Raw genomic sequence first — 19,559 nt, 5'->3', positions numbered from 1 at the left:
TATGATCCGTTGTGTCGTCAACGGATCAAGCGCGAGATCAACCGCCATGGAGACTGCAGTCGCACACCCCGCCAGCACTGTTCCTGAACCGCGCCATGGCGGGCAGATTCTGGTCGATGCATTGGTCGCGCACGGCGTTGACATTGCCTTTGGGGTGCCTGGCGAGAGCTACCTGTCGGTGCTCGAAGGCTTCTACCAGCGCCGCGACCGCGCGCGCTTCATCGTCTGCCGGCAAGAGGGCGGCGCCGCCAACATGGCCGATGCCTACGGCAAGCTCACGGGCCGCCCGGGCATCGTCTTCTGCACGCGGGGCCCCGGTGCCACCAACGCCAGCATCGGCGTGCACACCGCGTTCCAGGATTCCACGCCGATGATCCTGTTCATCGGGCAGGTCGGCCGCGACTTTGTTGACCGCGAAGCGTTCCAGGAAATCGACTACCGCCGCATGTTCGGCCAGATGGCCAAGTGGGTCGCGCAGATCGACAGCGTTGAGCGCATTCCGGAATACATCGCACGCGCGTTCCAGACCGCCACCGCCGGCCGTCCCGGCCCGGTCGTGCTGGCGCTGCCGGAAGACATGCTGACCGAAGTGGCCACCGTGGCCGACGTGCTCCCGATGCCCCGTGCGATGGCATGGCCCGGTCCGCGCGATCTCGTGCAGTTGAAGACGCTGCTGCAGGGCGCCGAGCGTCCGCTGTTGTTGCTCGGCGGCTCCGGCTGGACGCCGCAGGCCGCCGCCCGCATGCAGGCGTTTGCCGAGCGCTGGAACTTGCCTGCCGGCTGTGTGTTCCGCCGGCAAGATCTGTTCGATAACCGCCACCCGAACTATGCGGGCGATGTCGGCATTGCCATCAACCCGAAGCTGGCCGCGCGCGTGAAAGACGCCGACGTGGTGCTCGCCATCGGCCCGCGCCTGGGCGAGATGACGACCTCTGGCTACACGCTGTTCAACGTACCGAGACCGAAGCAGACGCTCATCCACGTGCATGCCGGCGCAGAGGAGCTGGGCCGCGTCTACCAGGCGGATCTGATGATCCACGCGTCGATGCCCGCCATTGCCGAAGCGCTGGAGGGCGTTGTGCCGGACGCGCCGCCGCGCTGGTTCGCGTGGACCGAAGCCGCCCACGCCGACTACCTCGCCAACATCGCGCCGCCGCCGTTCAACGGCAAGGGCATCGACATGGCCCGCGCCATGCAATGGCTGCGCGAGCGCCTGCCGCACAACAGCATCCTGACCAATGGCGCGGGCAACTACGCCACGTGGCTGCATCGGTTCTATCAATACGGCGCGCTGGCTGCCGGCTCACGCACGCAGTTGGCGCCGACCAGCGGGGCGATGGGCTATGGTGCGCCCGCTGCCGTGGCCGCCAAGATCGTCTGCCCCGACACGCCCGTCATCTGCATGGCCGGCGACGGCTGCTTCCTGATGAACGGCCAGGAACTGGCGACCGCCATGCAGTACAACGCGCCCGTCATCTTCATCGTGGTCAACAACGGCATGTACGGCACCATCCGCATGCACCAGGAGCGTGAATACCCCGAGCACGTGAGCGGCACCGAGCTGCGCAACCCCGACTTTGCTGCGCTGGCGCGCGCTTACGGCGCCCAGGGGCATACGGTGCGATCGCTCGAGGGCTTTCAGTCAGCCGTGGAGACCGCGCTGGCCGCGCCGGTTGCGTCCATTATCGAAGTACAGACCGATCCGAATATCATCAGCCCACGCGCGACCATCGATTCGTTGCGAGCCCAGTCGCGCAGCTGATCGCTTTCTACCCACGCCAATACCTTCGACACCGCCATGACGATGACCCCAGTGACCGACCTGTGCGATCTGCACGAAGACAAGCTCGTCTACGGGAGCCTGCGCGTGCTGGCGCCCGTGTTCCGCAGCTTCGGCAAGCGCGCCGCCTTTGCAGGCCCGGCCTCCACGCTCAAAGTGTTTGAAGACAACGGCCTGGTACGGGCCGCGCTGGAAGAGCAGGGCGCGGGGCGTGTGCTGGTGATCGATGGCGGCGGCTCGCTGCGCTGCGCGTTAGTGGGCGGCAATCTCGGCAAGCTTGCCGAAGAAAACGGCTGGGAAGGCATCCTGGTCAACGGCTGCGTGCGCGACACGCGCGAGCTGGCCGAATGCAACGTGGGCATCCACGCGTTGGCTGTGCACCCGCGCAAGAGCATCAAAAAGAACGCCGGCCAGCGCGAGGTGGGCGTGCAGATGCCGGGCGCATACATCCAGTCCGGCGAATGGATTTATGCCGATGAAGACGGCGTGCTGGTCTCGCAGGACAAACTCGTATGAGCCACCCAGACCATCAGCCTGGCGCCATCCACGTGTTTGTCTACGGCACCTTGCGCGCCGGTGAGGCCAACGATCTGCGCGTTGCTGCGGCCAAGCGCGGCATTCCCGCGCCGGAACTGCTCGGCGCCGCAACACTGCACGGCTGCCTGTACGACTTCGGCGCCTACCCTGGCCTCGTGCTCGACCCGACCGGCACGGCGGTACGTGGGGACGTCTACCGCATCGATGCGGCGCTCGTCCCGGTGCTGGATGAGATCGAAGAGGTCTACCCCGGGGGCGATGCGTTGTTCCTGCGCGAGAACCACGCCGTCATGTTGGGCAGCGAATTTGTCGACTGCATCGTCTATCCGGTCAGCGCGCAACACATCGCCGGCCGGCCTGTGATTGCGGGTGGAGATTGGGTAGCGCACCGCCTGGCGCGCGTCTGATCCGCTGTTCCTGTTCATGAGAGCGCCGCGACTGCGGCGTTTTTTTATGGGCGATCGGATGTGACGGTCGGATTTCGTTGATTTTTCATAATGCGGAAAGTTGTTTTGGCCCGCAAAACTTGCGCTTTGCATGGCACCATCACGCGCTTTCATGATGAAAAAGATATTTCCACATTGCGGAATATTGATCGTAAGCGTTTGAAATATAAGAAATAAAAACTTCCGGTGCAGTTGGGGTTCTTCTTGTTGCGTTGCACTCGGCTTCCCTAAACTCTTATATAAGACACATGACTTGAGCTGCCCAGCAGTACAGAAAAGGCGCTGGTGGAAGGTCGGCGGCTCAAGGCAAGACGTGAGGGATGCGGTTTTTATTTGAGTGATGCGATCAAGCAGGAGATTGAGATGACACGCGAACAGCAAGTGGCGGCACTGCAAAAGGAATGGGATACCAACCCGCGTTGGAAGGGCATCAAGCGTGGCTACACCGCCGAAGACGTGGTGCGCCTGCGCGGCTCGCTGCAGATCGAGCACACGCTGGCCAAACGCGGCGCCGAAAAGCTGTGGGATCTCATCAACAACGAGCCCTTCGTCAACGCGCTGGGCGCCCTGACGGGCAACCAGGCCATGCAGCAGGTCAAGGCGGGGCTGAAGGCGATCTACCTGTCGGGCTGGCAGGTGGCCGGCGACGCCAACAGCAACGGCGAAATGTATCCGGACCAATCGCTGTACTCGGTGGATTCCGTGCCCAAGGTCGTCAAGAAGATCAACAACACGTTCGCTCGCGCTGACCAGATCCAGTGGTCCGAAGGCAAGGACGACATCGACTTCTTCGCCCCGATCGTGGCGGATGCGGAAGCCGGTTTCGGCGGCGTGCTGAACGCGTTTGAGCTGATGAAGGCCATGATCGAAGCGGGCGCCGCTGGCGTGCACTTTGAAGATCAGCTGGCTGCCGTGAAGAAGTGCGGCCACATGGGCGGCAAGGTGCTGGTGCCGACGCGCGAAGCAGTGAGCAAGCTGGTGGCGGCTCGTCTGGCTGCCGACGTGATGGGCGTGCCGACCGTGCTGATCGCCCGTACCGACGCGGAAGCCGCTGACCTGCTGACCACTGACGTGGATGAGAACGATCAACCGTTCTGCACCGGCGAGCGCACTGTGGAAGGTTTCTATCGCACCAAGCCGGGTCTGCAGCAAGCCATCTCGCGCGGCCTGGCCTACGCCGAGTACGCTGACCTTGTGTGGTGCGAAACCGGCAAGCCGGATCTGGAATACGCCAAGAAGTTTGCGCAAGCCATCCACGCCAAGTTTCCGGGCAAGATGCTGGCCTACAATTGCTCGCCGTCGTTCAACTGGAAGAAGAACCTGGACGACGCCACGATTGCCAAGTTCCAGAAGGAGCTGGGCGCAATGGGCTACAAGTTCCAGTTCATCACGCTGGCCGGTTTCCACGCGCTGAACTACTCGATGTTCAACCTGGCCTATGGTTATGCGCGCAACCAGATGAGCGCTTTCGTGGAGTTGCAGGAGGCCGAGTTCAAGGCTGCCGAAAAGGGCTTCACTGCCGTGAAGCACCAGCGCGAAGTCGGCACAGGCTACTTCGACGCCGTGACGCAGACCATCGAGCGTGAGGCATCGACCACCGCGCTCAAGGGCTCGACGGAAGACGAACAGTTCTTCGAAGAAAAGGCACTGGCCAAAAAGGTTGCCTGAGGCTGCCGACGCATCCGGCACCGAAGTCACCTGGGCTGCCGCGCTGACCACGCGCGGCCCACTCGAACCGCGTCCCGTGAGTGGCGCGGTTTTTTTATGCGCGCTTGAAAATCGATTCGAGGTCCAGCGCCGACGTGGGCGTGGCATGCAGTTCGAGTGAGTGCTCGATGTGCTCCAAGTGCTCGCGCATCAGGTCGTGCGCACGCGAGGCGTCGCCGCTGGCGATCGCTTCGGTGAGTGCATCGTGCTCGTGCTCGGGGCAGGCGGGCAGGCCGGGGCGGTCGTATAGGGTGATGATCAGGCAGGTGCGCGAGACCGCTTCACGCGTGAGCCGTTCGAGCACGTGGTTGCCGACCATCTCTGCAATGAGGACGTGGTATTCGCCCGAGAGGCGGATGGTGGCGGCGCGGTCGCCGCGCTCGCGTGCCGCCTGCTCGGCCGCAATGTGCTTGTGCAGCCGGTTGCCCTGAGCCGGGGTGCAGCCGCGCGCCAGCATGGCGGCCAGTTCGGGCTCGATGATGCGGCGAGTCTGGAAGACATCGCGCGCCTCCTTCACGGAGGGCTGCGCGACGAAGGCGCCCTTGTTGGGCACCAGGGTCACTAGATGCTCATGCGCCAGCCGCGCCAGCACCTGGCGGATGCGCGGCCGGCCGGCGCCGGTGGCTTCACACAGGCGCTCTTCGACCAGCTTCGTGCCTGCTGGCAGGCGGTGTTCCATGATGGCCGTCAGCAGGCCTTGGTAGATCGGTTCGGCAGCAGACGGGTTGTCGGCCGGTTCCCGTGCGGATGCGGGCATGGCAGGTGACGGTGCAGAAGAAAAAGCGGGAGGGTGCATGGTAGCAAATGCGCCATCCCGCGCTGCACTAGGGCAGTGCAAACGGTGCAAGCATGCCTGTGTAGGCCTTAGGCAGCGGGCGGGCCCAGTCGCCGCGCTTGCTGGTGGAAAGCCGCATGCCGACCAGTGCCTCGACCAGCTTCACCGCGGCCACCACGCCGTCGATGACGGGTACCCCCAGATCGGCAGTCAGGTCTTCGCACAAGTCGGCCATGCCGGCGCAGCCCAGCACGATGCAGTCGCTGCGGTCTTGCTCCAGCGCGTTGCGGCAGGCGTCCAGGACGATGCGGCGTGCGTTGGATCCGGGCTTTTCCAGATCGAGGACCGGCAGGTCGCTCGCGTGGACGTTGCGGCACGCATGCCGCATGCCGTAGCGCTCGGCCAGGTGCCAGGCCATGCCGACGGTACGTTCCAGGGTCGTCACCACGCTGAAGCTGTTGCCGATCAGGCTCGCCATGTGCATGGCCGCTTCGGCGATGCCGATCACGGGGCCGTGTGCGAGTTCGCGGGCGGCATAGAGGCCTGGGTCGCCAAAGCAGGCGATGACGTAAGCGTCGGCGCCATCGCGCTCGCCGTGGCGTATCTCTTCAAGGATGCCCGGTACGGAGAGCGCTTCGTCGTAGTGACTCTCGATGGAAGCCGGCCCCATCTGCGGGCTGACCGCGGTGATGCGTGTGCCTGCTGCGGCCGCCGCCTGCGCGCAACGGCCGATCAGCGCCGTCATGCTGGCGGTCGTGTTGGGATTGATGATGCGGATGTCCATGTCGATGGGTGTGAGTGTCAATGGGTGGAAGCGCCTTGCTTGCGGCTCAGCACGGTGTAGAGCGCCAGCGCAATGCCGACGCCGATGAACCAGCTGTAGTTGGCCAGCCATTGCAGGCGCTCGAACACCACGCACGCCATCGGGATCAGCGCGGAAGGGACCATCGTCCAGACGGCAGCCGGGTTGTAGCCGTTGCGGAACCAGTAGCGGCCCGTGGGGCGCATCGAGTAGAGGTCATCCACGTGAACCTGTTGGCGGCGCACGAGGTAGTAGTCAGCGATCAGGATGCCGAACAGTGGGCCGATGAAGGCACCCAGCACGTCGATCGTGTAATGGATCACCTCGGGGTTGTTGTAGAGGTTCCAGGGCGTGATGAAGATCGACGCCACCGCCGCGATCATGCCGCCAGTGCGCCAGGTGATGTGCTGCGGTGCCACGTTGGAGAAGTCGAACGCCGGCGACACAAAGTTGGCGACGATGTTGATGCCGATGGTGGCGATCATGAACGTCAGCGCGCCAATCACCACTGCTGTCGTGTTGTCGATGCGGGCAATGACTTCCACCGGGTCGGAAATCAACTGGCCAAACACCGGCAGCGTGGCGGACGTGGTGACCACCACCAGCAGCGCAAAGCCGAGGAAGTTGACCGGCAGACCCCAGAAGTTGCCGCGCTTGACCGAGCCGAAGTCCTTGCCATAGCGCGAGAAGTCGCCAAAGTTGAGCATCGGCCCCGAGAAGTACGACACCACCAGCGCAATCCCGCCCAACACCACCGGTACCGCATCCCAGCCTTCGTACTTGAGGAAGGAAAGCGTGAAGTTGATGTTCTCCCAGCCCGCCTTGTGTACCAGCCACACCGCCAGCGCGATCATCACGGCATACACGGCGGGGCCAGCCCAGTCGATGAACTTGCGAATCGATTCCATGCCGTGCCAGAACACGCAGGCTTGCAGGACCCACAGCACCATGAAGGCCGCCCAGCCCAATGTGGACAGCCCGGCAAAGCCATGCTGTTTCACATCTGCATACGGCGCGAGTTCCGGCATGAATTTCAGTGCCAGTACCAGGAACGCGTGCGAGGCCAGGTAGGTCTGGATGCCATACCACGCCACCGCGATCAGCCCGCGGATGATGGCCGGGATGTTGGCGCCCAGCACCCCGAACGACGCGCGGCAGATCACCGGATACGGCGTGCCGGTCGCCTGGCTGGGCTTGGCGACGAGGTTGCAGAACACCTGCACGATCAGGATGCCTACCACCAGCGCAAACAGCACCTGCAGGCTCGACAGGCCCAGCGAGAACAGGCTCGCCGCCGTCAGATAACCGCCCACGCTATGCACGTCCGACATCCAGAACGCGAAGATGTTGTAGGTGCCCCAGGTCTGCTTGCGCAGCGGAGCGAGGTCTTCGTTGGTGAGCCGTGGATCGTAGTGCGGCTTCATGACGACGTTGGGATGCGCGTGCGGTGAATCACTCGCTTGTGCCGCTGCGCCGCTGGTCGTGACCATGCTGTCTCCTTTGGTGTGTTGCCGGTTTGAGGCTGTGCCGACATTGTGCGCAAATATGTAAACAAGATTATTTATTTTTGTGCACAAAGTCGCTTGCACCAACAAGCCCGGTGTCAAGGAGAAAAAAGCCGCCCAATAGAGCGGCCCGCATGCGGATGGTGTGGGCGCGTGTCAGCGATACACGATCACAGGAATCTCGGTATGCGTGAGCACCTTCTGCGTTTCACTGCCTAGTAGCAGCCCCGCCAGCCCGCGCCGGCCGTGCGAAGCCATGAAGATGACATCGCAGCCATGGCGCTCCGCCGCGTCGATGATGCCCATGTAGGGGACGGCAAAACAGCTCATATCGGTGTCGCACTGAATACCGGCGCTGACGGCCGCTTCTTCCACGTCCTTGAGCACCACGCGCGCCTGGGCTTCCACGCGCTCCTTGAAAGCCTGCGGGGTTTCCACGACGATCTCGGAGAAGGGCGTGTACGGGTATTCCTCAAGGCAGGTGTATGCCGTCAGGCGCGCCCCGAGCGTCTTGGCAAAGTCGAGCGCGCCCGCCACCGCCTTGCGCGACAGCTCGGAACCATCGGTGGGGATGAGGATGTGCTGGAACATGCGGCCTCCTAAGGTGGATACGGGAAGACGTCCTTGTCTGGATTGTAGGCCGCGGGGGGTGTTTCACCCACTCGGGGTGATTGCTAATCCATGCCGATGAAGGCATCGGCGCGGCGCCAGTAGGCCGGGTTGCCGTACGTGTTCTTGAGGAAATCAATGAACAGGCGCACGCGCAGCGGCAGGTGCTTGCGCTGCGGAAATACCGCGTGGATGCCGATCGGCGGCGCCTCGAACGCATCGAGCACCGTCACCAGCTTGCCCGTGGCGATGTCATGCCCGACCTCCCACCACGAGCGCCATGCCAGGCCGTAGCCCTGCAGGCACCACTCGCGCAGGACGGCGCCGTCGGTGCATTCCATCGTGCCCGACACCTTCACGGTGACTGTTTTGCCGGCTTGTTGGAACACCCAGCCGCGCTGCACGTTGGCGCTGGCGCCGAAGGCCAGGCAGTTGTGGGTGGACAATTGCTCCACCTGTGTCGGCACGCCACGGCGTTCCAGGTAGCTGGGTGCGGCCACCACCACACGGCGGTTCTCCCACAGACGAATCGACACCAGGCTCGAATCGGGCAGATCGCCCAGGCGGATAGCGCAATCGAAGCCTTCGTTGACGAGGTCGACCACGCGGTCGCCCAGGTCCAGTGTCATCGACACATCCGGATGCGTCTCGATGAAGTCCGGCACCATCGGCGCGACATGGCGGCGGCCGAAGCCGGCCGGGGCCGTCACGCGCAGGTGGCCGCTGGCCTTCACGCCGCCTGCGGATACGCTGGCTTCGGCGTTATGCAGGTCGTTGAGAATGCGCTGGCAATCTTCCAGGAACGCCGAACCCTCGAACGTGAGCGTGATGCGCCGCGTGGTGCGCACGAGGAGCTTCACGCCCAAGCGTTCTTCCAGGGCGTCAATGCGACGCCCGATGATGGCGGGCGCCACGCCTTCGGCGGCGGCGGCGGCGGAGAGGCTGCCGCGCGTGGCCACGGCGACAAAGGTTTCGAGCTGCTTGAAATGATCCATGCCTGATCTATACCGTGGCAATTGGGAGCTGCGGGATTGTGACGAATATAAAGGTTATCACTCGTCATTCCGAGGGTAAAAGTTAAAGATAAAGTGACCGTTGCCATCTTTGTGCAGCGCGTCACCTTTTCTAGAATGGCCATCGTTGCGAAGGTCGGAGAGGCGTTCTGTCTGATGGAACAGGGGCCGTGGCCTTCATCAGGTCCGTGGAGCTTGGAATGGGTTCGATTCGCGCGGTGGTCTTCGATGCCTATGGCACGTTATTCGACGTGTACTCCGTGGCTGCGCGCGCCGAACAACTGTTTGCCGGCAAGGGCGAGGCACTGTCCGTGCTTTGGCGTGACAAGCAGATCGACTACACACGCATCCGTTCGCTGGCAGGCCGTGCGGGCGAATACTACAAGCCGTTCTGGGATATCACCGTCGACGCATTGCGCTATGCGGCGGCGCGCCTGGGCGTAGCGCTTTCTCCCCAAGACGAGGCCACGCTGATGCGCGAATATGCGTGCCTGTCGGCGTTTCCTGAAAATGTGCCGGCGCTGCGTCGCCTGCGCGAGATGGGGCTCCCGCTGGGCATCCTCTCCAACGGCAACCCCCAGATGCTGGACATTGCGGTGAAGAGCGCGGGCATGTCGGGCCTGTTCGATCACGTACTGTCGGTCGATGCGGTGAAGGTGTACAAGACCGCGCCCGAAGCTTACTCACTGGCCCCACAAGCCTTTGGTGTGCCGGCTGAGCAGATTCTGTTCGTCTCGTCCAACGGCTGGGATGCCTGCGGCGCGACGTGGTACGGCTTCCAGACGTTCTGGATCAACCGCTTGGGGCATCCGCCCGAGGCACTCGACGTGGCCCCGACCGCAACCGGCCACGACATGCGCGATCTGCTGCAGTTCGTGCAGGCAACACAAGCAACGTAAGGCATGGCATTCAATCGGCCCAATCATAGGGCCAAAGTAAGACCAAAACGCGTTCAACCCTCACATCATCCTCTGGAGAAAACCATGGCGCTCACGCTGCCCCAAGGCATGGAAATCAAGGCAGAGATCCTGCCGGCCTACGAAGACATTCTGACCCCCGAGGCACTGGCGCTGGTCGCCAAGCTGCACCGTGCCTTCCAGCCGCGCCGCAAAGAGCTGCTGGCCGCCCGTGTCGAGCGCGCCAAGCGCCTTGACGCCGGCGAGCGCCCGGATTTCCTGGCCGAGACGAAGGCCATCCGTGAAGGTGACTGGAAGGTCGCGCCGATCCCGCCGGCACTGCACTGCCGCCGCGTGGAAATCACCGGCCCGGTCGATGCCAAGATGGTCATCAACGCGTTCAACTCGGGCGCGGACAGCTACATGACCGACTTCGAAGATTCGAATTCGCCGAGCTGGCACAACCAGATCCAGGGTCAGGTCAATCTGAAGGCTGCCGTGCGCCGCACGCTCACGCTGGAATCCAACGGCAAGAGCTACAAGCTGAATGACAAGATCGCCACGCTGCAAGTGCGTCCGCGCGGCTGGCACCTGGACGAGAAGCACGTGCTGATCGACGGTGAGCGCGTCTCCGGCGGCATTTTCGACTTCGCGCTGTTCCTGTTCCACAACGCCAAGGAGCAGATCGCTCGCGGCGCCGGCCCGTTCTTCTACCTGCCGAAGATGGAAAGCCATCTGGAAGCACGCCTGTGGAACGACATCTTCGTGATGGCGCAAAACGAGATCGGCCTGCCGCAGGGCACGATCAAGGCCACCGTGCTGATCGAGACCATCCTCGCTGCGTTCGAGATGGAAGAAATCCTGTACGAACTGCGTGAGCACAGCGCGGGCCTGAACGCCGGCCGCTGGGACTACATCTTCTCGTGCATCAAGAAGTTCAAGGTCGACAAGAACTTCTGCCTGGCCGACCGCGCCAAGGTGACGATGACCTCACCGTTCATGCGCGCCTACGCGCTGCTGCTGCTCAAGACCTGCCACAAGCGCGGCGCGCCCGCCATCGGCGGCATGAGCGCGCTGATCCCGATCAAGAACGATCCGGAGAAGAACGCCATCGCCATGGCCGGCATCATCGGCGACAAGAAGCGCGACGCGACCGACGGCTACGACGGTGGCTGGGTGGCTCACCCGGGCCTGGTCGAGCCGGCCATGAAGGAATTCGTGGCGGTGCTGGGCGACAAGCCGAACCAGTTCGAGAAGCAACGCCCGGACGTGGAAGTGACGGCCGCCCAGCTGCTGGACTTCCAGCCGGAAACGCCCATCACCGAAGCCGGCCTGCGCATGAACATCAACGTGGGTATCCACTACCTGGGCGCCTGGCTGGCTGGCAACGGTTGCGTGCCGATCCACAACCTGATGGAAGATGCCGCCACGGCCGAAATCTCGCGCTCGCAAGTGTGGCAGTGGATCCGCTCGCCCAAGGGCAAGCTGGAAGACGGCACGAAGGTCACGGCCGAACTCGTGCGCAAGCTGATCCCGGAAGAATTGGCCAAGGTGAAGGAGACGGGCGCGGTGGGCCACTTTGACCGCGCAGCAGTGATCTTCGAACAGATGTCGACGTCGGAAGACTTTGCGGAATTCCTCACGTTGCCGCTGTACGAAGAAATCTAAGCGACGCTTCGGCATCGCAGAGAGAACGCCGGCTGGGGCAACCCGCCGGCGTTTTTTCATTTGGCGCAAGGTTGCCCGTGCCGCGCGATAATGGCGGGAAATTTTTGGAGGCCGCTTTGCGCTTTGAACATCTGGTGGAAGTCAACGATCCACTGAACCCCCTCATCGACACGCTCACCCTGAACCAGATCTGGCAAGGCCTGGTGCTGCGCGTGCGCGCACAAACGGAATTTGTCGAAAGCCTGGACGCATGCATCATCACCGCCGAAGGTGACGGCTGGGTGGAACGCGAACTGGTCTTCGGCAAGGCGCGCATTCAAGACCGCGTGACGCTGGAGCCGCACAAGCGCGTCACCTACACCACCGCTGCGACGGGCGAACATGCCGGCGGCTCGCTCACCATGACGATCGAGAGCAACGAGGCCAACGCCGCGTTCATCCGCTTCGTCTACGACACCACGCTGCCCAATGCGGATGAAACCGGCGACACCCGCTACGCCGAGATCGTCAAATCCGCCTACCGCGAATCCGACATCGACACCGTGCGCCGCATCCGCGAGATTGCCGCTACCGGCCGCCTCGGCTGACGCATCCCGCCCGGCCAGCGCTGGAGGAGGTGCTGGCCGGGTCTAGTCCCCTTTGCCCCTTTGGTCGTCTCATACATCACAACAACGAGACCATGACGACATTCACGCCCACCCTGGAGGCGCTGCGCGCGCGTTACGGCGAGCGCTTCAAGTGGCTCGTGTTGTTCACGCTGATGGTGGGCGCCGTGTCGTCCGTCATCTCGGCCACTATCGTCAACGTGGCGATTCCTGATCTGAGCCGGCATTTCGTGCTGGGGCAGGAGCGGGCGCAATGGGTGTCAGCCAGCTTCATGGTGGCGATGACGCTGTCGATGCTGCTCACGCCCTGGCTGCTGCTGCGCTTCGGCTTGCGGCGCACGTTCATCGGCGCGCTGCTGTTGCTGGGCGTGGGCGGGCTGGCCGGCGGCCTGTCGCCCAACTACGAGGTGATGATCGCCATGCGGGTTGTGGAGGGCATTGCCGCCGGCATCATGCAGCCGCTGCCGAATATTCTGATCCTGCGCGTGTTCCCCGAAAAAGAGCAGGGCAAGGCGTTCGGCCTGTTCGGGTTTGGCGTCGTGCTGGCGCCGGCTGTCGGCCCGAGTGTGGGCGGCTTTCTGGTGGAGTTGTTCGGCTGGCGCTCCATCTTTTTCGTGGTGACGCCCTTCACCCTGATCGGCTGGGCGATGGCGCGGCGCTTCATGGCTCTCAATTCGTCGATGGCCGGCGAGCCCAAACTGCTGGACTGGCGCGGCCTGCTTCTGATCGGGGCGGCAACGGTCACGCTGCTCAACGGCCTGGTGGCGCTGCATGGCGATGTTTCGCACGGCGTGGTGCTGATGCTGGTATCGGCGGTGTGCGTGGCGGGGTTTGTGTTCTGGCAACGGCGGGTGGAATCGCCCTTGCTCGACTTGCGGCTGTTCAGTTACCGGCAGTTTGCGATGGGGGCGGTGGTGGCCTTCATCTACGGGGCAGGGTTGTACGGCTCGACGTATCTGGTGCCGGTGTATATGCAGGTTGCGCTGGCGTATGCGCCGTCGCGCGCGGGGCTGGTGCTTCTGCCTGCTGGGCTGGTGCTGGCCATCACCATCATGATGGCCGGGCGACTGACCAACCGTATCGAGCCGTTCCGGCTGGTGTCGTTCGGGCTGGCAGCACTGGCGCTGTCGTTCTTCCTGATGGCGACCAATACACGCGAGACCAGCTATCTGCTGTTGATCATCATTGCCATCATCGGGCGCGTCGGGCTGGGTTTCGTGCTGCCATCGCTCAGCCTTGGCGCGATGCGCGGTGTGGACTTCACATTGATTCCGCAGGGCTCGAGCGCCGTCAATTTCCTGCGCCAGTTGGGCGGGGCGATCGGCGTGTCGGCCACGGGGATTTTCCTGCAATGGCGACTCGCCACACGGGGCATCGAAACCGTACATGGCGCGGCGGTTGACCCGCAGGCGCGCATCCTGGCGTTTGACGAGACCTTTATCTTCCTGGGCGCCCTCTGCGCGCTGGCGGTGGTGGCCGCGTGGCGGATGCGCCGGCGCGAGGCGCGGTCCGCCATTCCCGCCGCACAATAAAAAAACCGGGCGCATGGCCCGGTTTCTTGTGATGCGGTAACGATCAGGTCGTCGCGCCACTTTTCAGTTCTTCGACGAGGTCGATGTACTTCTGCTTGGCCTCGTCTTGCGAGGTGCCCTTCAGGCCTTCCCACGCTTCAAACTTGTAGCGGCCGACGATGTCGGTAAAGCCGGGCTTGTCGCCGTGGGCGTCGCCCTCCGCGCCTTGCTTGTACAGGGCGTACAGGCGCAGCAGCGTCATGTTGGCGGGGCGCTCGGAGAGGCCCTTGACGTCGATTTGGGCTTGGTCAAAACGGGCTTGGAGATCGCTCATGGTGGTTTCCGGCTCAAACAATGGTGCGCCGATGATAGCGCCGGGGTTGCCCGTCCGGGCCGTTTGAATTCGAGGGTGGTCTCGGTTTTTCACCTGGTTTTCCGCCCGGTTTTTCCGGATCGCCGCAGCGGGTTTGCGCATTCAGCCGTCGCACCAGCCGGTACAATGCCGCCATGCCCTGGATTCTTGCTTTCGACACCTCCACCGAGTTCTGTTCCGTCGCCCTTGGTGACGGCACGTGCACGCTATTTCGCCATGAACACACCGGCCCGCGCTCCAGTAGCCGCGTGTTGCCGGCCACCGCCGAATTGCTGGCCGAGGCCGGTATCGCCCTGGCCGATTGCGCAGCGATTGCCTTTGGTGCTGGCCCCGGTTCGTTCACCGGCTTGCGTACGGCATGCGGGGTGGCGCAGGGTTTGGCATTTGGTGCGGATTTGCCGGTGGTGCCGGTGAACTCGCTGGTGGCCTGTGCCGAGCAGACGCGTGCATCGCTGCCGGCCGGGACTGCTGTCACCGTCGCGCTCGATGCGCGCATGGACGAGTGCTATTGGGCCAGCTTCGCCCCAGTGGATTCGGCACAGGATGCCTCGGGCTGGCACGCGTTGTCCGCCATTCAGGTCAGTGCGCCGCAGAGCGTGGCCGCTCCGTCGCAGCCGTATTGGCTGGCCGGCAACGCCGCTGCGGTGTTCGGCGATCAGCTCAGCATTGCTGCGGGCGCCGCCGCCGTGCTGCCCGAGGTGGCCCCGGACGCTCGCGAGATCGCCGCCGTGGGTTTGCGCCTGCTGGCGGCAGGCCACACCGTGCGCCCGGAAGACGCCGCGCCGCTCTACGTGCGTGACAAGGTCGCGCTCACCATTGAAGAGCGGCAGGCCGTGCAGCAGGCCAAGGCCGCTGCGGCGGGTGGTCATCCATGAGCCTGATCGACAACGCGCTCGCCGGTGTCATCGCGCAGACACCATTGCCCGCCGGCTGGCGTGCTGAACGCATGACCGCACGCGATCTGGCCGGTGTTGCTGCGATTGAGCACGCCGCCTTTGCGTTTCCATGGTCGCGCGGCAACTTCGAAGATTCGCTCAAGTCGGGCCATCTGGGCATCGTGCTGCGCGACGGGGGCAATGAGGTTGCGGGGTACCTGATCCTCATGCCCGTGGTTGACGAGATGCATCTGCTAAACGTCACCGTTGCCCCCGTGTGGCAGCGCCAGGGGCTGGGCCGCTGGCTGCTGCGTCTGGCGGTGGCGCTCACGCTGGTGCACGGTTTCGGCAGCCTGTTGCTGGAAGTTCGCCCGTCCAATACCGGCGCGATTGCGCTGTATCGCCGCGTCGGGTTTGCCGAGATCGGCCGGCGCAAGCGCTACTATCCGGCCGAGAACAACACGCGCGAGGATGCGCTCGTCATGCGCATCGTTTGTGAGGCGAGCGGGGTGGAGGCAGCATGAATCGTCGATCGCGGATGCTGGAGGCGCTGGGCGTTTCCACCGAATGGACGCTGCGTGGGGCGGAATCCGCTGTGATTGAAACCGCCAATGTTGCGGTGGCCGAGCCGGTGCAAGCCATGGCCGAAACCGCCGCCGCAGTTGCCCCGGTTATCGTCGAGCCTGTGGTTGCGCAAGTCGAGGCACCTGCCGCCGATGCGCCATCGGAGTCGGCCGCACCGCGTGCGCAACGCATCGCGGCGTTCGACTGGGCGCAGCTCGAAGCCGCTGTTTCCGACTGCACGTCGTGCAAGCTGTGCGAGCGTCGCACGAACACCGTGTTCGGTGTGGGCGACCGTCAGGCCGAGTGGATGCTGATCGGCGAGGCCCCTGGCGAGCAGGAGGACAAGCAGGGCGAGCCGTTTGTCGGCCAAGCCGGCAAGCTGCTCGACAGCATGCTGCGCTCGATCGGCCTGTCGCGCGAGAAGGGGGTGTTCATCGCCAACGTGCTCAAGTGCCGCCCGCCCGGCAACCGTGACCCGGAGCCCGATGAAGTGGCGATGTGTGATCCGTATCTCAAGCGTCAGATTGCGCTGGTCAAGCCGCGCGTGATCGTGGTGCTCGGCCGCTTTGCCGCGCAGAGCCTGCTGCAGACGCAGACGCCCGTCGGCAAGCTGCGCGGCAAGGTGCATGAGGTGGAAGGCGTGCCGGTGGTGGTGACCTATCACCCGGCCTATCTGCTGCGCACGCTGACCGACAAGGCGCGCGCGTGGGACGATCTCTGCCTGGCGCGCAAGGTGTACGCGGAGCGCGGCGCCCAGTAAGTCGCCGTTTGCCCGACGGGGCAGTGGCTAGTGGTGCTTGTCTTCGCCGATGAGCGCGGCGGTGTGATACAGCTTCTCGTTGAGGCGATGCCGACGCATCACGAGTGCCATCGTCACGCAGACGAAGATGCCGAACGATACGATCACCACGCCAACCGACACGTTCAGCTTGATAAGCAGCGCATACAGGCACAGCATCAGCAGCACCGAGACGTTCTCATTGAAGTTCTGCACGGCAATCGAGTGACCGGCCGAGAGCAGCACGTGCCCGCGGTGCTGCAGCAGCGCGTTCATCGGCACCACAAAGAAGCCCGACATGGCGCCTACCAGCATCAGGAACAGGTAGGCGATCAGCATGTACAGCGGCAGCGTCATCGAGCCGATGTGGAAGGTGACTTCGGGGATCGTGTGCTTGGTGTAGAACGCCATCAGCATGACCACAGCGCCCATCGCCACGCCGACCGGCAGCACATCGAGCGAGCGGCGCAGCGGGATCTTCACCGCTGCACTCATGGCGCCAACGGCCACGCCTACAGCCACCACGGCCTGCAGGATGGCGCCTTGCGACAGGTTCAGCTCCAGCGATTGCTCCGCCCACTTCAGCACGATGAACTGCAGCGTGGCGCCAGCCCCCCAGAACAGCGTCGTCACCGCCAACGAAATCTGGCCCAGCTTGTCGCGCCACAGGGCGTTGAAGCAGTCGGCAAATTCCGAGATCAGGCGTACCGGGTTCTTTTCCTGCTGCGGGTAGCGTGCGCCGGTATCGGGAATGCGCATGTTGAACAGCGCCGCGATCAGGTAGATCGCCATGATCACCAGCATGGCTGCTTCGGCCGGAGTGTCGATGCGTTCCAGCCCCGGGATGTCGAACGACAGCAGCCATGTCGACACGTGTTTGGAGATCAGCGCGCCGCCCAGGACCGTGCCAAGGATGATCGAGCCCACGGTGAGCCCTTCGATCCATCCGTTGGCGGCAACGAGTTTTTCCGGCGGAAGCAGCTCGGTCAGGATGCCGTACTTGGCCGGCGAGTACGCCGCTGCACCAAAACCGACCACACCATAGGCCAGCAGCGGGTGCACGCCGGTGAGCATCACGCCACAGCCGAGCAGCTTGATGGCATTGGTGATGAGCATCACCTTGCCCTTGGGCCGGGAATCGGCAAACGCCCCCACGAATGCGGCAAGTAGAACGTAAGAGAGCACGAAGAACAGCTTGAGCAGCGGGGTCATCCACTGCGGGGCATGCATCTCCGTCAGAAGGGCGATCGCGGCGATGAGCAGCGCGTTATCGGCGAGCGACGAAAAAAACTGCGCCGCCATGATGGTGTAAAAGCCCTTCTTCATACCTTCGAATTCGTCCCCGTAGACCGCAGTGCCATATTCGCCTTCACGACGCGCCGGCAGTGCGCCGGTGCTCGGGAAGCGCTCCCCGGGTTGCCGGCGGGGCGGTGCATCAGCTGACCGGCCGAGCAGCGCACAAGCGCGGTCGCGGCATGAGCGCCTTCGTCCGCGCTGGCTCCCCTTCTTGTGGTTCCCGCGGACGGGGCCAGCTTGCTGCGCCGGGCAACCGCGGGAATCTTCACTGACAGGCGTTCGGGGCATGCGTTCCGCCCGATGCGTGTTTTGTTCTCGCCTGTTCGCATGGTCATACCCGATGTGCTTCCGTCACGCAAAAAGAAGTGGCCATTGCCGAACTTTCCTTATGCTGCCCGTGCATCACGTATGTTTTTCCATGCCGAAATTGAACGGCTTTATATCACGAAACTTGTGCGCTTCCAGTGACGGCTGCGTACTTTCTTTTCTCGCGAACCGCTTGCGGGCGCGAACCACTGGGCGTCCTGTGGTCAAATAGAACGTTGATCGCGTGCGGCCGGGCGCACCGGCCCCGCGCGGCCGTTCTTCGCAGTGCAGGCTTATTGCATTGCAGCACCGGCGCCGCGCCACGAGCGCGCTTGTCGCCCCCACGTTTTGCAGGTTTGTCGTCATGCCAAGACCCATCCAGGCCGTTATCCACGGCCCCGCACTTGCCAACAATCTTCAGGTTGCCCGCCGCCACGCGCCCAACTCGCGCGTGTGGGCTGTCGTCAAAGCCAACGCCTACGGCCACGGCATCGAACGCGTGTACGAAGGCCTGCGACAGACCGACGGCTTTGGTCTGCTCGACCTGGACGAGGCGGTCCGCCTGCGCCAGCTCGGCTGGCAGGGGCCGGTCCTGTTGCTCGAAGGCTTCTTCAAGCCCGAAGATCTGGCCATCGTCGAGCAGTACCGTCTTACCACCACAGTCCACAACGAAGAGCAGTTGCGCATGCTGGAACTGGCCCGCCTGAAGGGCCCCATCAGCGTGCAGCTCAAGATCAACACGGGCATGAGCCGCCTCGGTTTTGCGCCGGCCGCTTACCGCGCCGCGTGGGAACGCGCCCGCGCCATTTCGGGTATCGGCACCATCGTCCACATGACGCACTTTTCCGACGCCGACGGCCCGCGCGGCATCGATCACCAGCTCGCTGCCTTCGAGCAGGCCACGCAGGGGCTGCCGGGCGAAGCGTCGCTCTCCAACTCGGCGGCCACGCTGTGGCATCCGAAGGCGCATCGCGATTGGGTGCGCCCGGGCGTGATCATGTACGGTGCATCGCCGACGGGTGTGGCGGCCGACATCGACGGCACCGGCCTGATGCCCGCCATGTCGCTCAAGAGCGAGCTGATCGCCGTCCAGGACTTGCAGCCGGGCGCGACCATCGGGTACGGGTCACGCTTTGTCGTGGAGCGGCCGATGCGCATCGGTATCGTTGCGTGCGGTTATGCCGACGGCTACCCGCGTCACGCGCCGGGCTGGAATGGCGAACACACGCCGGTGCTGGTGGATGGCGTGCGCACGCATATCGTGGGTCGCGTGTCGATGGACATGATCACCGTGGACCTGACCAGCGTGCCTGAGGCGCGCGTCGGCACACCGGTCACGCTGTGGGGCGAGGGTTTGCCCATTGACGATGTGGCGCAGGCCTCTGGCACCGTCGGCTATGAGCTGATGTGCGCCTTGGCGCCGCGCGTGCCAGTGGTGGTCGAGCCCGTCAGCACGGCAGACACGAACGAGCTGGGCAAGGCCGCCTGAGCGCGGCACAGCAAAGACAAAGAT

General features: G+C 63.9%; 20 protein-coding genes. 12 read left to right on the top strand and 8 right to left on the bottom strand.

The annotated features are described in order from the left end of the window. The first annotated feature begins 46 nt into the window (after nt 1-46). From NG900_RS12305 to aceA, 4 genes are all read left to right on the top strand, one after another. Nucleotides 47-1,762 (top strand): thiamine pyrophosphate-binding protein, encoded by a 1,716-nt coding sequence (locus NG900_RS12305; RefSeq protein WP_252680560.1) that lies wholly within the window; start codon nt 47-49, stop codon nt 1,760-1,762. Nucleotides 1,763-1,798: 36 nt separating this feature from the next. Continuing rightward, nucleotides 1,799-2,296 (top strand): ribonuclease E activity regulator RraA, encoded by a 498-nt coding sequence (rraA, locus tag NG900_RS12300; protein ID WP_252680558.1) that lies wholly within the window; start codon nt 1,799-1,801, stop codon nt 2,294-2,296. Then, on the top strand, nt 2,293-2,724 hold the full coding sequence (locus tag NG900_RS12295; RefSeq protein ID WP_252680556.1) for a gamma-glutamylcyclotransferase family protein: 432 nt from the start codon (nt 2,293-2,295) through the stop codon (nt 2,722-2,724). Before rraA ends, NG900_RS12295 begins: the two co-directional genes overlap by 4 nt. A 402-nt stretch (nt 2,725-3,126) precedes the next feature. Further along, nucleotides 3,127-4,431: an isocitrate lyase gene (gene aceA / locus NG900_RS12290; protein WP_252680554.1), complete on the top strand. Its 1,305-nt coding sequence runs from the start codon at nt 3,127-3,129 to the stop codon at nt 4,429-4,431. Between the two features lie 94 nt (nt 4,432-4,525). Here aceA and NG900_RS12285 read toward each other — a convergent pair whose 3' ends face one another. The 5 genes from NG900_RS12285 to NG900_RS12265 all read right to left on the bottom strand — a co-directional run bounded on the left by NG900_RS12285 (nt 4,526) and on the right by NG900_RS12265 (nt 9,156). Next, the gene (locus NG900_RS12285) at nt 4,526-5,227 is read right to left on the bottom strand and encodes a GntR family transcriptional regulator (RefSeq protein WP_252680552.1); all 702 of its coding nucleotides are present in this window, start codon (nt 5,225-5,227) and stop codon (nt 4,526-4,528) included. A gap of 67 nt (nt 5,228-5,294) precedes the next feature. Next, nucleotides 5,295-6,029, bottom strand: a complete 735-nt coding sequence (locus NG900_RS12280; RefSeq protein WP_252680922.1) for an aspartate/glutamate racemase family protein — start codon at nt 6,027-6,029, stop codon at nt 5,295-5,297. A 17-nt stretch (nt 6,030-6,046) separates the two neighbouring features. Continuing rightward, entirely contained in the window at nt 6,047-7,537 is a 1,491-nt protein-coding gene (locus tag NG900_RS12275; protein WP_252680550.1) for an NCS1 family nucleobase:cation symporter-1, read from the bottom strand. 171 nt (nt 7,538-7,708) lie between these two features. Beyond that, nucleotides 7,709-8,143, bottom strand: coding sequence for a universal stress protein (locus NG900_RS12270; RefSeq protein ID WP_252680548.1), 435 nt, complete (start codon nt 8,141-8,143; stop codon nt 7,709-7,711). An 83-nt stretch (nt 8,144-8,226) separates the two neighbouring features. Then, a complete protein-coding gene (locus tag NG900_RS12265; protein WP_252680546.1) occupies nt 8,227-9,156 on the bottom strand; it encodes a LysR family transcriptional regulator in 930 nt (309 codons plus the stop codon). Nucleotides 9,157-9,374: 218 nt separating this feature from the next. On the opposite strand from NG900_RS12265, the gene NG900_RS12260 reads away from it, so the two are divergent. The 4 genes from NG900_RS12260 to NG900_RS12245 all read left to right on the top strand — a co-directional run bounded on the left by NG900_RS12260 (nt 9,375) and on the right by NG900_RS12245 (nt 13,875). Beyond that, nucleotides 9,375-10,073, top strand: coding sequence for a haloacid dehalogenase type II (locus NG900_RS12260; protein ID WP_252680543.1), 699 nt, complete (start codon nt 9,375-9,377; stop codon nt 10,071-10,073). Between the two features lie 84 nt (nt 10,074-10,157). Further along, nucleotides 10,158-11,738: a malate synthase A gene (aceB, locus tag NG900_RS12255; RefSeq protein ID WP_252680541.1), complete on the top strand. Its 1,581-nt coding sequence runs from the start codon at nt 10,158-10,160 to the stop codon at nt 11,736-11,738. Nucleotides 11,739-11,854: 116 nt separating this feature from the next. After that, a complete protein-coding gene (locus NG900_RS12250; protein ID WP_252680539.1) occupies nt 11,855-12,325 on the top strand; it encodes an SRPBCC family protein in 471 nt (156 codons plus the stop codon). 92 nt (nt 12,326-12,417) lie between these two features. Further along, nucleotides 12,418-13,875: a DHA2 family efflux MFS transporter permease subunit gene (locus NG900_RS12245; protein ID WP_252680537.1), complete on the top strand. Its 1,458-nt coding sequence runs from the start codon at nt 12,418-12,420 to the stop codon at nt 13,873-13,875. A 43-nt stretch (nt 13,876-13,918) separates the two neighbouring features. Here NG900_RS12245 and NG900_RS12240 read toward each other — a convergent pair whose 3' ends face one another. Beyond that, complete coding sequence (locus tag NG900_RS12240) at nt 13,919-14,188, bottom strand: acyl-CoA-binding protein (RefSeq protein ID WP_004626591.1); 270 nt, start codon at nt 14,186-14,188, stop codon at nt 13,919-13,921. Between the two features lie 173 nt (nt 14,189-14,361). On the opposite strand from NG900_RS12240, the gene tsaB reads away from it, so the two are divergent. From tsaB to NG900_RS12225, 3 genes are read left to right on the top strand one after another with little or no spacing between them, the layout of a single operon-like run. Then, on the top strand, nt 14,362-15,102 hold the full coding sequence (gene tsaB / locus NG900_RS12235; RefSeq protein WP_252680534.1) for a tRNA (adenosine(37)-N6)-threonylcarbamoyltransferase complex dimerization subunit type 1 TsaB: 741 nt from the start codon (nt 14,362-14,364) through the stop codon (nt 15,100-15,102). Continuing rightward, entirely contained in the window at nt 15,099-15,626 is a 528-nt protein-coding gene (gene rimI / locus NG900_RS12230; RefSeq protein ID WP_252680532.1) for a ribosomal protein S18-alanine N-acetyltransferase, read from the top strand. Before tsaB ends, rimI begins: the two co-directional genes overlap by 4 nt. Next, nucleotides 15,623-16,426, top strand: a complete 804-nt coding sequence (locus NG900_RS12225; RefSeq protein ID WP_252680530.1) for a uracil-DNA glycosylase — start codon at nt 15,623-15,625, stop codon at nt 16,424-16,426. The genes rimI and NG900_RS12225 overlap by 4 nt, the downstream gene beginning before the upstream one ends. Nucleotides 16,427-16,453: 27 nt before the next feature. On the opposite strand, the gene lplT is transcribed toward NG900_RS12225, so the two are convergent. After that, nucleotides 16,454-17,770 (bottom strand): lysophospholipid transporter LplT, encoded by a 1,317-nt coding sequence (gene lplT, locus NG900_RS12220; protein WP_252680528.1) that lies wholly within the window; start codon nt 17,768-17,770, stop codon nt 16,454-16,456. A 372-nt stretch (nt 17,771-18,142) separates the two neighbouring features. Next, a complete protein-coding gene (locus NG900_RS12215; protein ID WP_252680526.1) occupies nt 18,143-18,412 on the bottom strand; it encodes a hypothetical protein in 270 nt (89 codons plus the stop codon). Here NG900_RS12215 and alr point away from each other — a divergent pair. Next, the gene (gene alr / locus NG900_RS12210; protein WP_252680524.1) at nt 18,411-19,535 is read left to right on the top strand and encodes an alanine racemase; all 1,125 of its coding nucleotides are present in this window, start codon (nt 18,411-18,413) and stop codon (nt 19,533-19,535) included. The two genes, NG900_RS12215 and alr, sit on opposite strands and share 2 nt — an antisense overlap. Nucleotides 19,536-19,559: the final 24 nt, after the last annotated feature.

The organism is Ralstonia soli (genome assembly GCF_023955655.1).
GTDB lineage: Bacteria > Pseudomonadota > Gammaproteobacteria > Burkholderiales > Burkholderiaceae > Ralstonia > Ralstonia soli.
This window is presented reverse-complemented; position numbering and strand designations above follow the sequence as displayed.